The sequence below is a fragment of the Pseudomonas sp. B2M1-30 genome, from assembly GCF_025447575.1.
GTDB lineage: Bacteria > Pseudomonadota > Gammaproteobacteria > Pseudomonadales > Pseudomonadaceae > Aquipseudomonas > Aquipseudomonas botevensis.
Genome location: NZ_JAOEJT010000004.1, coordinates 421956 through 437709, shown reverse-complemented (window position 1 = coordinate 437709; position 15754 = coordinate 421956). Strand labels below are relative to the sequence as shown.

The following is a 15754-nucleotide window of genomic DNA, read 5'->3' as shown; positions in this document are numbered from 1 at the left end:
CCCCATATGGACCGCGTGCGAAATTTACTGGAACAGATCCAGAGTCGCCTTGAAGAGCTGAACAAGGCCGAACGCAAAGTCGCCGAAGTGATCCTGCTCAACCCACAGCAGGCTACCCGCTTCAGCATCGCCGCCCTCGCCCAGGCAGCGTCGGTCAGTGAGCCGACCGTCAACCGCTTCTGCCGTTCGTTCGGCGTCAGCGGCTACCCCGAACTCAAGCTGCAACTGGCCCAGAGCCTGGCCAGCGGTGCTGCGTATGTCAGTCGCGCCGTTGAGGCCGATGACAATCCCGAGGCCTACACCCAGAAGATTTTCGGCAGCGCCATCGCTTCGCTGGACAGCGCCTGCCAGGCTCTGGACCCGAACCTGATCAGCCGCGCCGTCGACCTGTTGATCCAGGCCCGGCAGATCCACTTCTTCGGCCTCGGCGCTTCGGCCCCGGTGGCGCTGGATGCGCAACACAAGTTCTTCCGTTTCAACCTGGCGGTTACGGCCCATGCCGATGTGCTGATGCAGCGGATGATTGCCTCGGTGGCGCATACCGGTGAGCTGTTCGTGATCATTTCCTACACCGGCCGCACCCGCGAACTGGTGGAAGTGGCGCGCATCGCCCGGGAAAACGGCGCCTCGGTACTGGGTCTGACCGCCGAGAACTCGCCGCTGGCCAAGGCCAGCACCCTGAGCCTGAACATTCCGCTGCCGGAAGACACCGACATCTACATGCCGATGACCTCGCGGATCATTCAGCTGACGGTGCTGGATGTGCTGGCGACTGGCATGACGCTGCGCCGAGGGGTGGATTTCCAGCCGCATCTGCGCAAGATCAAAGAGAGCTTGAATGCCAGCCGGTATCCGGTGGGTGATGAGTTCAACTAAGGCCTCAAAAACCTGAAGGCCAACCCCAGCCCTCTCCCCGAGGGAGAGGGCGCCGACCGAAGAGGCTGACGCTATACATCGACCTGAAAGATTGGGTCGATTATGGATTCAAAGACATTCGTTCAAGTCGGTGAATCTCTTGAATATCCCCCAATCGGTCCCCTCTCCCTCCGGGAGAGGGTTAGGGTGACGGCAGCAGTGCAACTGAAACACTCAAGCCCCCGCCCATGCCTGCAAACTCAAATGCGCCTTCTCCCCCGGCGCCAGATGCAGACTGTCCGTCCCGCCTGCCGCCGCCTCCACGCAGACAAACTCCGTCACCTCATCCCAGCTCACACCCAGCAACGGTCGCGAGCCCGGGTGCCAGACCACCGTGTCGGCGCTCTCACCCGTATCAATGCGCAGCGCACGCTGCCAGGCGTGGTCCTTGATCTGTAATTCGCCGTCGTGCTGGAACACGCGCTGACAACCGCCCTCGACCCGCAACTCGCCTTCCTGCTGGCAGGCCTGGCGGTTCAACTGGTCATAACCCTGCGCGCCCTCTAGCCCAGACAGCGCTATCTCACCGACGTCGCCAATACGCCAGTAAGCGTGCAAAGCCTGGCTCAACTGGCACGGCATGTCGTCCTGGTGCTCGGTGCTCAGGCGCAATTCCATGCGCTCACCCAAGTGCGCGTGCAGGTCGACCTGCCAGTCGCACAGCTGCAATTGCCAGTGCAGGCGCACACCATCCTCGGCACTGCTGCTGTCGAGCAGTTTCCAGTCGAGCAGTCGTGCCCAGCCATGGGACGGCCACGCATTCTCGCTGGGATGGCGGCCATACCACGGCCAGCAGACCGGCACGCCACCACGGATCGCGCCGACGTGCGGCCACTTCGCCGCGCACCACAACCACGGTTTTTGCCCGCGTGGCTGGAAATGCAGCAACTGCGCGCCCTGCCGACTGAACACCGCCTGACACAGCGGATGATCGATCACCAGCACATCGCGCATCTGATAGCGCTCCCAGGCGAACACCGGTCGTTCGCGCAAGGATCTGAAAAAGCGTTGCAGCGGATGCTCATGCATGGGCCACGGTTCCGAATTCATCGTCCAAGGGCGGCGCCAGCCCTTCCAAAAAAAAGCGGACAGCCTTGGCTGTCCGCAAATATGCGCACATGGAGAGGAGCTTATCGCAGACGCGTCAGAACACCGACTGAATTTTCAGGCCGGCGACCAATGCGTTATCCACTTCATCCACACCGCCCGGATGAGTGATGTATTGCAGGTTCGGACGCACGGTCAGCCAGTTGGTGACGTGGAAACCGTAGTTGATCTCGTAGTTGTATTCGGTTTCACGAATAGGCGAGAACACCGGGTTGTCGTAGTCCGAAACACCGTTCGAAGCGTTGAGCAGCTCGGCGTTTTTCTTCACGTCGTCGTTGACATGGATACGGGCGAAACCGATACCGACATCATCCTTGGGACGTGCGTCGAACGGGCCTTTGTACACAAACATCAACGACTGGTAGTTGTCGATGAAGTTGGTGTCCTTGTCGTGGAACGTCGCGTTGGCGGCGATGTTCAGACCACGGGATGCATCGCCGTTGTGGCTGGTGAGTTGCTGTTGCGCAACGAACCAGTAGCCATGCTTGCTGTTGTGAACGCGGTACGCATCACCGGTGGTCGCAGCGTCGTTACCGTTGGCGTCTTCACGGACGTCATTGGCATCGGCCGTACTCTTGTAGTAACCCACACGGTATTCGCCCGGCAGGCTGTTGACCTTCGGCGACCACACCAGCTCGACCGGCAATACAGTACCGGCGGTGCCGCTGCCGCTGAGTTTGAAGCCGTTGCCGTGTTCCAGCTGCGACGGGTTCTGGTTGTACGCGCCGATTTGCGCGTAGAGCTCGTCGTTGATGTTGTACTTCACACGGATCGCGGCCTGGCTGACGGGCCAGTTGTACCAGATGTTGGTCGCCCAGTTACCCACTTGGGAGCCGCAGAACGCCAGGTTCTGGAATTCGCACGGGAAGGTGTTGAAGTCTTCGCCTTCACCGAAGTAACCGGCCTTGACGTCGAGCTTGTTGTCGAAGAACTGGTGCTGAATCCACAACTGGGTCAGACGCACCATATGGCCACGGCCGTAAACCTCTTGCGAGGAGCTCAGAGTGCCGGCACGCGGGTCGCCGATACGGTCGTTGGAGATGTTCTGGCCATTACGGTTGGTGAGCTGAATCTTGGCCTGGGTGTTATCCCAGCCCCACAGTTTTTGCAGATCCAGTGCCACGCCCAGACCGAACTGGTCGCTGTAGCGGCCGGTCTTGTCGTCGTTGTAGCCACCGTGGGCGTTGTAGCCCATTTCCCCCACGTAGTCGGCCTTGATGTCGATACCTTGCTCGATCAGCTTGGTCCGCTCTCCGCCCCAGTCGCCCGTCATCCATTTGGAATCGGAGCTGAATGCGTCGGCGGCCATTGCGTTGCCGGCCAGCACCAGGGCTGCGGCAGCGGAAACCTGGCAGATCAACCGGGCATTTAAGTGTTTCTTTTTCATCCCTACATCCTCGTCTTTATTGTTATTAACTGTTTTTTTCCAACGCGGTTTACATAACTTGCGACGGATAACAGGCCATCCGCCGCGTGCCCCCCGATGGGAGCCGATGGCTCCCATCTGTTGTCTTTCAGCGACCCTTGAACTGGGCGACGTTTGCCGAATGCGCTTCGGTCTTCGGCGCACCTGCCGTTCCCAGACGCTCACCGGTCTTGGCATCGAACAGCAGCACTTTCGCCGGATCGAATTGCAGGGTCAGGGTTTCGCCCACCTGCGGTGCCACGTCCGGTGCCAGGCGGCAGCAGACCTTGGTGTCATTGAGATTGACGAAGACCAGGGTGTCCGGACCGGTCGGCTCGGTGACCTGGACTTCAGCCTTGATGCTCGGCAGGCCATTGCCCTCGCCGCTCGCCAGAGTGATCTGTTCCGGGCGCAGGCCGAGGATCACTTCGCGATCTTCCAGACCCGCGTCCTGCATGCTCATCGGCAACTCGCAACGGGCCTGGCCGCTATCGAGCAGCGCCAGCAGACGGCCGTCCTTGCGTTGCAGGCGCAGCGGAATGAAGTTCATCGGCGGCGAACCGATGAAGCTCGCCACGAACAGGTTGGCCGGGTCGTTGTAGATTTCTTTCGGCGTGCCGAACTGCTGAATGATGCCGTCCTTCATCACCGCCACTTTGTCGCCCAGGGTCATCGCTTCGATCTGGTCGTGGGTCACGTAGACCGTGGTGGTCTTCAGGCGCTGATGCATCAGTTTCATTTCGGTGCGCATCTCGACGCGCAGCTTGGCGTCGAGGTTGGACAGCGGTTCGTCGAACAGATAAATCTTCGGCCGCCGCGCCAGGGCACGGCCCATCGCCACCCGCTGCTGCTGGCCGCCGGAGAGCTGGCCGGGCTTGCGGTTGAGCAGGTGTTCGATCTGCAGCAGCTTGGCGACGCGCGCCACTTCCTCGTCGATGGCCGCCTGGCTCATCTTGCGGATCTTCAGACCGAACTCGATGTTCTCGCGCACGCTCATGGTCGGGTACAGCGCGTAGGACTGGAACACCATGGCGATGTCGCGATCCTTCGGGCTCATGCCGCTGACGTCCTGGTCGCCGATCATGATCGCGCCGCCGGTGATGGTTTCCAGGCCGGCGATGCAGTTCATCAGGGTCGACTTGCCGCAGCCCGAAGGGCCGACGAGGATCAGGAACTCACCGTCCTTGATCGACAGTTCGATGTTCTTCAGGGTATCCGGCAGGCCGGCGCCATAGGTCTTGTTTACATTGCGAAGTTCGAGCGTTGCCATGATTACCCCTTGACTGCGCCGGCCGTCAGGCCGCGCACGAAATACTTGCCTGCCACCACATAGACCAGCAGGGTCGGCAGCCCGGCGATCATCGCCGCCGCCATATCAACGTTGTATTCCTTGGCGCCGGTGCTGGTGTTGACCAGGTTGTTGAGCGCCACCGTAATCGGTTGCGAATCACCGCTGGAGAACACCACGCCGAACAGGAAGTCGTTCCAGATCTGGGTGAACTGCCAGATCAGGCAGACCATGATGATCGGGGTCGACATCGGCAGAATGATCCGCCGGAAGATCGTGAAGAACCCTGCGCCATCCAGGCGTGCAGCCTTGACCAGTGCATCGGGAATGCTCACGTAGTAGTTACGGAAGAACAGCGTGGTGAACGCCAGGCCGTAGACCACATGGATGAACACAAGGCCGGTGGTGGTGCTCGCCAGGCCCATCTTGCCGAGGGTGAACGAGGCCGGCAGCAGCACGGTCTGGAACGGCAGGAAGCAGCCGAACAGCAACAGGCCGAAGAACAGTTGCGAACCACGGAAGCGCCACATCGACAACACGTAGCCGTTCAGCGCACCGATGGCGGTGGAGATCAGCACCGCCGGAACGGTGATCTTGATCGAGTTCCAGAAGTAACCGTTGACCGTGGCCCAGGCCTTGACCCAGCCGATGCCGCTGACCACGGTCGGCCAGCTCAGCAGGTTGCCGGTGCTGATGTCTTCCGGGGTCTTGAAGCTGGTCAGCAGCATCACCACCAGCGGCACCAGATACAGCAGGACGGCGAGAATCAGCACCGCGTAGATCGCAATGCGGCTCAGGCTGATGGAAGGTTTGTCGGCGAGACTAGTCATGACGCTTGGTCCTCAGCTCGGAGTACAGGTAAGGCACGATGATCGCGAGAATCGCACCGAGCATCAGAATCGCACTGGCCGAGCCCATGCCCATCTGGCCGCGACTGAACGTGAAGGAGTACATGAACATCGCCGGCAGGTCGGAGGAGTAACCCGGGCCGCCAGCCGTCATGGCTGCGACCAGGTCGAAGCTCTTGATCGCGATGTGCGCCAGGATCATCACCGCACTGAAGAACACCGGACGCAGGCTTGGCAGCACCACTTTCCAGTAGATCGTCGGCATGCTCGCGCCATCGATCTGCGCGGCACGGATGATCGATTGATCGACGCCGCGCAGGCCGGCGAGAAACATCGCCATGATGAAACCCGAAGCCTGCCAGACCGCTGCGATCACCAGGCAATACACCACGCGATCCGGGTCGATCAGCCAGTCGAGACGGAAGCCTTCCCAGCCCCAGTCACGCAACAATTTGTCCAGGCCCATACCCGGGTTGAGCAGCCATTTCCAGGCCGTACCGGTGACGATCATCGAGAGCGCCATCGGGTACAGGTAAATGGTGCGGATGAAACCTTCGCGACGAATGCGCTGGTCGAGGAACACCGCCAGCAGCACACCGATCACCAGAGTGATGCCGATGAACAGGCCGCCGAACAGCGCCAGGTTCTTGCTCGCCACCCACCAGCGGTCGTTGTCGAACAGCCGCGCGTATTGCGCCAGGCCCGCCCACTTGTAGTTTGGCAGGAAGGTCGAGGTGGTGAACGACAGGACGAACGTCCACAGGATATAGCCATAGAAGCCCACCAGAACGATGAACATGCTCGGCGCCAGCACCAGTTTGGGTAGCCAGCGTTGCAACGCATCGAACGGCGAGGCCTTGCTGAACACAGCAACAGAACTCATGGGAAGATCCAGTACAGGGAAAAGAAATGGCTGGGGCATCCCCTCCCGGCGGGAGCGGGCCTGCTCACGAAAGCGCTGTGTCAGGCAGCAGGTGCATCACCTGACACGATGCCTTCGCGGGCGAACCCGCTCCCACATGGAGAGCGGTGCTGACCTTTACTTGGCGGCCTTGACGGCGGTGCCCAGTTTCTTCGCGGCATCGGCCGGGTCGGCTTTCGGGTCGTTGATGTAGTTGGTGACTACGTCAAAGAACGCACCCTGCACCGCCAGCGTGGTCGCCATGTTGTGCGCCATGCTCGGCTGCAGGCCGCCGGTCTTGGCGTCTGCCAGGAAGTCCTTGGCGGCGGTCTGGGCGCAAGAGTCGAAACCGTATTTGCCCATGTCGGCCAGCATGTCGTTACGCACCGGGATCGAGCCCTTGTTGATGCTGAAGACTTTCTGGAAGTTCTCGCCCAGCACGACCTTGGCGATGTCCTGCTGACCGGCTGCGGTGCCCGCGTCCTTCTGCTTGAACACGGCCAGGGAGTCGATGTTGTAGGTGAACGCCTTGTCGGTGCCCGGGAACGCTACGCACTCGTAGTCCTTGCCGGCGACTTTCTTGGCGGCGGTCCATTCGGACTTGGCCCAGTCACCCATGATCTGCATGCCGGCCTTGCCGTTGATGACCTTGGCCGCTTCCAGGTTCCAGTCCTGGCCTTTGCCGTCCTGGTCCATGTAAGTCGCAACTTTCTTCAGTTCAGTCAGGGCCTTGACCATGTCCGGACCGGTCAGCGCAGCGTTGTCCAGGTCGACCAGGGCTTTCTTGTAGCCATCCACACCCATGACCGACAGCACCACGGCTTCGAACACGGTGCTGTCCTGCCAAGGCTGACCGCCGTGGGCCAGCGGGATGAAACCCGCTGCCTTGAGCTTGTCACCGGCGGCATAGAATTCTTCGAGGGTGGTCGGGGCTTTTTCGATGCCGGCTTTCTTGAAGACTTCCGGGTTGATCCACAGCCAGTTGACGCGGTGGATGTTCACCGGCACGGCCACGTAATCACCTTCGTACTTCACGGTATCGGAGACTTTCTTGTCGAGCAGGCTGTCCCACTTTTCCGACTTGGAAACGTCTTTCAGCACGTCGGTGTCGAGCAGGCCGGTGGAGGCCCACTCCTGGATGTCCGGGCCTTTGATCTGGGCCACGCCTGGCGGGTTGCCGGCGACGGCACGGCTTTTCAGCACGGTCATGGCAGTCGCACCGCCACCACCGGCAACGGCGCCGTCCTTCCAGGTGAAACCGTCTTTTTCAACTTGCGCCTTGAGCACATCGACAGCGGCTTTTTCGCCACCGGACGTCCACCAGTGCACGACTTCGACCGAACCTTTGGATTCGGCAGCGGAAACACTGAGAGGCAGAATTGCGAGCGGGAACAGGGAGGCGACAGAAATGACAGTAGCGAGGCGAGAAATCGCATTCATCTGAGATGTACCTTTCTTGTTGTTATGCATGCAAGTCTGGTGCTTGCGCTGCACAGGAGTTTAAACAGGGCGCGCGCCCTCGCAGGTAACGAAGGGACGCGCAAATGTCACCGCATGGTTACACAGGAACGCTCTGGGACAAGTGCGCCAGCGCCGTCGCCATGCTCGGCGCGAGCGGCAGACGCGGGATCAACACCGCTTGCCAGGCGTGATACAGATCCGGTTTACCCGCCCAGATATCGGCACTCGGGCGGTTTTGCGGGTCGAGTTCGTGGTGCCAGCTGCCGTCGCAGCGGTCGATGAAATTCGTTTCGCAAAACTCCCAGAACAGTCGATACCAGGCCTCGTATTGCTCATCGCCGGTGCGCTTGAGCAAGGCACTGGCGGCGGCGCTGGCTTCGGCGTGCGTCCAGTGCAGACGATGGCGCACCACCGCGCGATTGTCCCAGTCGAGGGTGTAGACGATGCCCGGCAGGCCATCGACGTCCCAGCCGTGACGGCAGTTGTGCTCGAACAGTTTCTGCGCGTCAGTGACCAGCCAGCCTGGCGTGAGCATGCCGGCCCGCACGCGCGCCGCTTCGAGGTGCAGCAACAGCCGCGCCCACTCGAAACCGTGGCCCGGGGTGGTGCCGTAAGGGCGAAAGCCGTCCGCGGGATTGTCGTGGTTGTATTCGCGCAGCGGCTGCCAGTCGCGGTCGAAATGCTCGATCACCAGATAGTCGTTGGCGGCAGCGTGACCGTGGATCACCCGCTCGACGATGCGCTGGGCGCGCACCAGCCAACGCGGGTCGTCGGTGACATCGGCCAGCGCGAGGAAGGCTTCGGTGGCGTGCATGTTGCTGTTGGCGCCGCGATAGGCTTCCTCTTCGCTCCAGTCGCGGTTGAAGAACTCGCGCATGGCGCCCTCTTCTTCGCTCCAGAAATAGCTGTCGATGATGTCGATGGCGTCATCGAGCAGCGCCTGGGCGCCCGGACGCCGGGCGGCCACGGCAGAGCTGGCGGCGAGAGCAACGAAGGCATGCAGATAGGCATTCTTGCCGGTGTTGCCGTCACGGTGTTCGGCGCTGGCGAACCAGCCGCCGTGCAGGCCATCACGCAACGGCCCGCGCAGGGACTGGATGCCGTGATCGACCAGTTCGGCGAACCCCGGCAGACCCTGAATGTGGGCCATGGCGAAGCTGTGGGTCATACGCGCGGTGTTCATGGTTTCGGCCTGCGCATCGGCGGGCAGATGACCGCGCTCATCGAGGTTGCCGAACCCTTCTGGAAGTCGTGAAGCCTTGGCGAACGCCAGCAGGCGCAGGCCTTCGGCCGCGAGCCAGTGCTGGTGGGCAGGAGCATTCAGCCAACTGCTGAAGCCTGGATTGAACTGATCCATGGGTGGCCCTTTTTGTTGTTATGACTGCGGGCAGTCTAAACAACGGGCCGGGGCGGGCTTGTAACGAAGGGGGCGGGTTTTGTCACCAAACCGTGACAAAGGACGTTCAATCCACCGAGCGCGGTAACTGCAGGGTCACCCGCAACCCGCCCTCACGCAAATTCTGCAACGTCACCTCCCCGCCATGACTGTGGGCAATGTTGCGCGCAATCCCCAATCCCAGCCCGTACCCCTGCTGCTGTCCGGCCAGACGGAAGTGCGGTTCGAAGACTTGCTCCAGGCGCTGCTCGGGCACGCCCGGTCCCTCGTCGTCGACGTGCAGGACAAACGCACTCTCATCGTCATCGATGTGCAGATGTGCGTTCCGCCCGTATTTCAGCGCGTTGTCGATCAGGTTGCCGATGCAGCGTTTCAGCGCCAGCGGCTTGCCCGGATACGCCGCAAGCGCCCGCCCCTGCTGGGTCACGCGGCCGTTGCCGTTCGGTGCCAGGTACGGCTCCACCAGGCATTCGAGTACGTGGTTCAGATCCACCGGCTCGATGTTCTCGTGGATGTCAGTGTCCTTCACGCACTGCAACGCGCCTTTGACCAGCAGCTCCAGCTCATCCAGATCGCGACCGAACTTGGCTTGCAACTGCTCGTCTTCCAGCAGCTCGACCCGCAGGCGCAGCCGGGTGATCGGCGTGCGCAGGTCATGGGAAATCGCGCTGAACAACTGGGCACGCTCAGTCAGGTAACGGCTGATGCGCTCGCGCATGGTGTTGAATGCACGCCCCACCTCGACCACTTCGCTGCCGCCGCCCTCGGCCACCGGCTCGACGTCAGCCCCCAGCGACAGATCCCGCGCTGCCCGGGCCAGACGCTTGAGCGGCCGGCTCTGCCAATGCACCAGCAGGCCGATGAACAACAGCAAGAAGCCGCTGGTCAGCACGATGAACCACACCTGCTGCGACGGCAGGCCTTGTTCTTCAAGACTGGTGTAAGGCTCGGGCAGCAGCGAGGCGATGTACAGCCATTCGCCCGGGGCCATCTGGATCTGGGTGACCAGCACCGGTGGGTTCACCGGCTCCAGGGTCAGCGCGTAATGCGCCCACGAACGCGGCAATTCATCGAGTTTCAGGCCGGCGTTGAAGATCCGCAGATCCTCGGGGCTGACGAAGGTCACCGAGATATCGGTGTCCTGGCCGAGGGATTGATGCAGCACTTCGTCCACGGCTTTCATCACCGCCGCTTTGCGTGGCGTGACCGGCAACACGTCCATGCCCAACGGCTTGTCGTTGAGCGTCACCACGAAGCGCGTGCCGCCCATGCTGCGCAACTGATCGAGCACCAGCGGTCGATAGGCCACAGGCAAGGAGCGGAAGTAACTGACGCTGGCGGTCATCGAGTGCGCCAGACTGCGGGCGCTGGTGACCAGGCCTTCAAGTTGCGTCGCACGCAGTTGCGACACCCAGATCACGCTGGACAACGTCTGCGCGAACAATACCGCGAGCAAGGTCAGCAACAGCATCCGCCCGAGCAGCGAACGCGGCATCGGCACCTTGCGCGCGAGTTGGCGCAACAACTCAGTGGCCATTGCCGGCAACCACATTGGCTGCCAGTTGGTAACCGCTGCCACGCACGGTGCGGATCAGGCGCGGCGGTTTTTCGGTGTCGCGCAGACGCTGGCGCAAGCGGCTGACAGCCATGTCGACAATGCGATCCAGCGGCATCAGGTCACGGCCACGGGTGGCGTTGCCGATGGTGTCGCGGTCGAGAATTTCCTGGGGATGGTCAAGGAACAGTTTCAACAGGGCGAAGTCGGCGCCGGACAGAATCACTTCCTCGCCGTCAGTGTGGAACAGCCGGTGACTGACCATATCCAGCCGCCATTCGTCGAAGGCCAGCACTTCGCTGCCACTGCGCTCCTGACCGAATTGCGCGCGACGCAGCAACGCCTTGATCCGCGCTTGCAGCTCGCGCGGGCTGAAGGGTTTACCGAGGTAATCGTCGGCGCCCAGTTCCAGACCGATCACCCGGTCGGCTTCGTCGGAACTGGCAGTGAGCATGATGATCGGCACCTGGGCCTGACGCGGATGCTGGCGCACCCAGCGGCACAGACTGAAGCCGTCTTCATCGGGCAGCATCACATCAAGAATCACCAGATCGCTCGGCGCCTCGTTCAACGCCTGGCGAAAACTGGCGCCATCGGCCGTGGCACGCACCTGAAAACCCGCGCGGGTCAGGTACGTCTCCAGCAACTCGCGTATCTCCTGGTCGTCATCGACCAACAAAATCGACTTGTTGACTGAACTCACTTCGAAGGCATCCTGATTATTGGAATTGGGGCGGATTATGCCTTAAGCACTGATTTTACAAACACCACAAAACTGCCGTGGGAGCAGACTTGCCCGCTCCCACAACCTGCAACCACTTTTAACCCGCCTGTTCCAGCGCCACACCCGCGCCCATCAGGCCCGAATACGGCGCCGTCACCAGCCACACCGGAATGCCCTTGAAGTAATCGCTCATGCAACCCTTGTCGGCGAAGCTGCGGGCAAAGCCGCTTTCGAGGAAGAAGTCGGCGAAGCGCGGAATCACGCCACCCACGATGTACACCCCGCCGCGTCCGCCGGTCGTCAGCACGTTGTTGCCGGCCACACGGCCGAGCCAGCAGCAGAACTGCTCCAGCACTTCCAGGGCGATCGGGTCACCGGCCAGGCCGGCGGCGGTGATCGCCTCCGGCGTGTCGAGTTTTGGTTCATGCCCGTCCACCGCGCAGATCGCCCGATAGACACGCGGCAAGCCGCCACCGCTCAACGCGGTTTCGGCGCTGACATGGCCGATTTCGTTGTAGATGTGCTGCCACAACTGGGTTTCACGCGGGCTGCTCAGCGGCAGATCGACGTGACCGCCCTCTCCCGGCAACGCGGCAAAACGCCCCTCGCCAAGATCGAGCAAGGTGCCGACACCCAGGCCGGTGCCCGGGCCGATCACCACCGCCGGACGCAACGGCTCAGGCGTGCCCTCGCAAACCACACGGAATTCGCCGGGCTGCAAACGGGTCATGCCCAGCGCCATGGCCGAGAAATCGTTGACCAGCAACAGTTGCTCGACCTGCAAGGTCTGGCAGAACGCCTTGCGACTCAGGCGCCAGTGGTTGTTGGTGAATTTGAACTCATCACCGCTAACCGGCCCCGCCACCGACAGGCACACCGAACCGATGGCCCCGGGCGCCAGACCGAGCCCGCTCAGATAGAGGGCAATCGCCTCCTCCGGGCTGGCATGGTCGGCCGTGGCGAGCACCTGCACCGCTTCGAGCTGCTGATCTTTCCACAACGCGAACCGTGCGTTGGTGCCTCCGATATCACCGACCAAAGCCAGTTTCAATTAAGCGTCTCCAGGGCAGAAGTGAAGGCGCTGGCGCCCTGCTCCGCCGAGCTGAAGGCCATGCGCATGAAGCCGAACAGCTCGCGACCGCTGCCGATGTTGTTGCCCAACAAGCCTTTGGCCGGTTCGCGCGCTGCAAATTCTGCGGCGTCGACCTTGAGTTCCAGGGTGCCTTTGACGCCATCGACGCGGATGATATCGCCCTCTTGCACCCGCGCCAAAGCGCCGCCGACATAAGCTTCGGGACTGACGTGGATGGCCGCCGGAATTTTCCCCGAGGCGCCGGACATCCGTCCGTCCGTCACCAGCGCGACCTTGAAGCCGCGATCCTGCAGCACGCCGAGGAACGGCGTCATTTTGTGCAGCTCCGGCATGCCGTTGGAGCGCGGCCCCTGGAAGCGCATCACCGCGACGAAATCTTTCTCCAGCAGACCGGCCTTGAACGCATCGGCCAGATCCTGTTGATCCTGGAACACCATGGCCGGCGCTTCGACGATCTGGTTTTCCAGCGCCACGGCAGACACCTTCATCACACCGCGACCGAGGTTACCTTCCATCACCCGCAGACCGCCCTCCGGCGAGAACGCCCGCGCCACCGGGCGCAGGATGTTTTCGTCGAGGCTTTCGGTCGGACCTTCGCGCCATACCAGTTGGCCGTTATCGAGGAACGGCTCTTTGGTGTAGCGGCTCAGGCCATGGCCGAGCACGGTGTTGACGTCTTCGTGCAACAGGCCCGCTTCAAGCAGTTCGCGGATCAGGAACGACATGCCGCCAGCGGCCTGGAAGTGGTTGATGTCAGCCTTGCCGTTCGGATAGACGTGGCTCAGGGTCGGGACCACTTCGGAGAGGTCGGCCATGTCCTGCCAGGTCAGTTGGATGCCCGCCGCCATGGCGATGGCCGGCATGTGCAGGGTGTGGTTGGTCGAGCCGCCGGTGGCGTGCAGCGCGACGATCGAGTTGACCAGCGCCTTCTCGTCAACGATTTCGCCGATCGGCAGGAAGCTGCCGTTCTGCTTGGTCAGACGGGTGACCTGATGCGCGGCTTCGCGAGTCAGCGCGTCGCGCAGCGGCGTATTCGGGTTGACGAAGGAAGCGCCCGGCAGGTGCAGGCCCATGACTTCCATCAGCAACTGGTTGGTGTTGGCGGTGCCGTAGAAGGTGCAGGTGCCGGGGCTGTGGTAGGACTTCATTTCCGATTCCAGCAGCTCTTCGCGGGTGGCCTTGCCTTCCGCGTACTTCTGGCGCACGTCGGCTTTTTCCTTGTTGGAAATCCCCGAAACCATCGGCCCGCCCGGTACGAAGATCGTCGGCAGGTGGCCGAAACGCAGGGAGCCCATCATCAGTCCCGGCACGATCTTGTCGCAGATGCCGAGCATCAGCGCGCCGTCGAACATGTTGTGAGACAGCGCCACCGCCGTGGACATCGCGATCACTTCGCGGCTCGGCAGGCTCAGTTCCATGCCCGGCTCGCCCTGGGTCACGCCATCGCACATCGCCGGAGTGCCGCCGGCGAACTGGCCGACCGAGCCGATTTCGCGCAGGGCGTTCTTGATCTGCTCCGGGAAGACTTCGTACGGCTGATGCGCCGAGAGCATGTCGTTATACGAAGAAACAATGGCGATGTTCGCCGAGTTCATCATCCGCAGGCTGTGCTTGTCTTCGCTGCCGCAACCGGCCACGCCGTGGGCGAAGTTGGCGCATTGCAGCTTGCCGCGCATCGGCCCGTCAGTGGCAGCTGAGCGAATCAGTGCAAGGTAAGCCTGACGCGTGGCGCGGCTGCGGGCGATAAGCCGTTCGGTGACCTCAAGGACGCGGGGATGCATGTGTAGAACTCCAGGCTAACGGATGTGGCGACCTGATTGTCTATGCTGATCAAAAGCCCGCATGCGTGGGATGACAGACGGTTTTCTTGATCATTCGGACCAGTTGATTCAGGTCACTCGTTGTAGATAAAACAAAATATTGCCACTAAAAAGGCTTGTTTTCTATTTTTATGCGAATAATCTTGTAATTCCAACAACAAAACGACGGCGGCGCTGCTCAATGACTCTTCGAATCGCAATCAATGGTTTTGGCCGCATCGGCCGTAATGTCCTGCGCGCACTGTATACCCAAGGCTATCGACAGGATTTGCAGATCGTCGCCATCAACGATCTGGGCGACAGCGCGATCAACGCCCATCTGCTCAAATACGACACCGTTCACGGCACGTTCGATGCCGATGTTCAGCATGACAACGAAAGCCTGACCGTCAACGGCGACCGCATTTCGGTCAGCGCGATTCGCAACCCGGCCGACCTGCCCTGGGCGGCGGAAAAGATTGATGTGGTGTTCGAATGCACCGGTCTGTTCACCGACCGCGCCAAAGCCGCTGCGCATCTTACTGCCGGCGCACGCAAAGTGATTATCTCGGCACCGGCCAAGGGCGCCGACGCCACCGTCGTTTATGGTGTGAACCACGACATCCTGCGCCAGTCGCACCAGATCATTTCCAATGCCTCGTGCACCACCAACTGCCTGGCCCCGGTGGCCCAGGTGCTGCACCGCGAGTTGGGCATCGAAAGTGGCCTGATGACCACCATCCACGCCTACACCAACGACCAGAACCTGACCGACGTCTATCACAGCGACCCATACCGCGCCCGTTCGGCCACTCAGAACATGATCCCGAGCAAGACCGGTGCCGCCGAAGCCGTGGGCCTGGTGCTGCCGGAGCTGGCAGGCAAGCTGACCGGCATGGCCGTGCGTGTACCGGTGATCAACGTGTCGCTGGTGGACCTGACCGTGCAATTGAAGCGCGAAGCCTCGGCCGACGAAGTCAACGCCCTGCTCAAGGCCGCCAGCCAGCATTCGAAGATTCTCGGCTATAACGCGCTGCCGCTGGTTTCCAGCGACTTCAACCACAATCCGCTGTCGTCGATCTTCGATGCCAACCACACCAAATCCAGCGGCAAATTGCTGAAAGTGCTGGCCTGGTACGACAACGAATGGGGCTTCTCCAACCGCATGCTCGATAACTGCCTGGCGCTGTGCAACGCCGAGTAAGCAGTCGTCCCCATCCCTCCTGTGGAAACGGGCTTGCTCGCGAAGAGGCCGTGTCGGT

13 protein-coding genes are annotated in these 15754 nt (G+C 61.6%); 2 read left to right on the top strand and 11 right to left on the bottom strand.

Features of this window, described 5'->3' with window-relative positions; genetic code table 11:
• Positions 1 to 15 precede the first annotated feature (15 nt).
• Entirely contained in the window at positions 16 to 876 is an 861-nt protein-coding gene (locus tag N8H74_RS11390; RefSeq protein WP_169842436.1) for a MurR/RpiR family transcriptional regulator, read from the top strand.
• A gap of 213 nt (positions 877 to 1089) precedes the next feature.
• Here the strand turns inward: N8H74_RS11390 and N8H74_RS11385 are convergent, their stop codons facing one another.
• From N8H74_RS11385 to edd, 11 genes are all read right to left on the bottom strand, one after another.
• Entirely contained in the window at positions 1090 to 1944 is an 855-nt protein-coding gene (locus N8H74_RS11385; protein ID WP_217832875.1) for a D-hexose-6-phosphate mutarotase, read from the bottom strand.
• 115 nt (positions 1945 to 2059) lie between these two features.
• Positions 2060 to 3409 carry a carbohydrate porin gene (locus tag N8H74_RS11380; RefSeq protein WP_262147594.1) on the bottom strand — a complete coding sequence of 450 codons (1350 nt, stop codon included), beginning with the start codon at positions 3407 to 3409 and terminating at the stop codon, positions 2060 to 2062.
• Positions 3410 to 3536: 127 nt separating this feature from the next.
• Positions 3537 to 4697: a sn-glycerol-3-phosphate ABC transporter ATP-binding protein UgpC gene (gene ugpC / locus N8H74_RS11375; protein ID WP_262147592.1), complete on the bottom strand. Its 1161-nt coding sequence runs from the start codon at positions 4695 to 4697 to the stop codon at positions 3537 to 3539.
• Positions 4698 to 4699: 2 nt separating this feature from the next.
• On the bottom strand, positions 4700 to 5545 hold the full coding sequence (locus N8H74_RS11370) for a carbohydrate ABC transporter permease (RefSeq protein ID WP_217832872.1): 846 nt from the start codon (positions 5543 to 5545) through the stop codon (positions 4700 to 4702).
• On the bottom strand, positions 5538 to 6446 hold the full coding sequence (locus tag N8H74_RS11365) for a sugar ABC transporter permease (protein WP_217832871.1): 909 nt from the start codon (positions 6444 to 6446) through the stop codon (positions 5538 to 5540). Before N8H74_RS11365 ends, N8H74_RS11370 begins: the two co-directional genes overlap by 8 nt.
• A 156-nt stretch (positions 6447 to 6602) precedes the next feature.
• Positions 6603 to 7904, bottom strand: coding sequence for an ABC transporter substrate-binding protein (locus N8H74_RS11360; RefSeq protein WP_262147589.1), 1302 nt, complete (start codon positions 7902 to 7904; stop codon positions 6603 to 6605).
• A gap of 118 nt (positions 7905 to 8022) precedes the next feature.
• Positions 8023 to 9282 (bottom strand): AGE family epimerase/isomerase, encoded by a 1260-nt coding sequence (locus N8H74_RS11355; RefSeq protein WP_262147587.1) that lies wholly within the window; start codon positions 9280 to 9282, stop codon positions 8023 to 8025.
• A gap of 106 nt (positions 9283 to 9388) precedes the next feature.
• The gene (locus tag N8H74_RS11350) at positions 9389 to 10858 is read right to left on the bottom strand and encodes an ATP-binding protein (protein WP_279309310.1); all 1470 of its coding nucleotides are present in this window, start codon (positions 10856 to 10858) and stop codon (positions 9389 to 9391) included.
• Positions 10848 to 11579: a response regulator transcription factor gene (locus N8H74_RS11345; protein ID WP_025112821.1), complete on the bottom strand. Its 732-nt coding sequence runs from the start codon at positions 11577 to 11579 to the stop codon at positions 10848 to 10850. The genes N8H74_RS11350 and N8H74_RS11345 overlap by 11 nt, the downstream gene beginning before the upstream one ends.
• A 118-nt stretch (positions 11580 to 11697) precedes the next feature.
• On the bottom strand, positions 11698 to 12651 hold the full coding sequence (locus tag N8H74_RS11340; RefSeq protein WP_217832868.1) for a glucokinase: 954 nt from the start codon (positions 12649 to 12651) through the stop codon (positions 11698 to 11700).
• The gene (gene edd / locus N8H74_RS11335) at positions 12648 to 14474 is read right to left on the bottom strand and encodes a phosphogluconate dehydratase (RefSeq protein ID WP_262147584.1); all 1827 of its coding nucleotides are present in this window, start codon (positions 14472 to 14474) and stop codon (positions 12648 to 12650) included. The genes N8H74_RS11340 and edd overlap by 4 nt, the downstream gene beginning before the upstream one ends.
• Positions 14475 to 14694: 220 nt before the next feature.
• On the opposite strand from edd, the gene gap reads away from it, so the two are divergent.
• On the top strand, positions 14695 to 15696 hold the full coding sequence (gene gap / locus N8H74_RS11330; RefSeq protein ID WP_262147582.1) for a type I glyceraldehyde-3-phosphate dehydrogenase: 1002 nt from the start codon (positions 14695 to 14697) through the stop codon (positions 15694 to 15696).
• Positions 15697 to 15754: the final 58 nt, after the last annotated feature.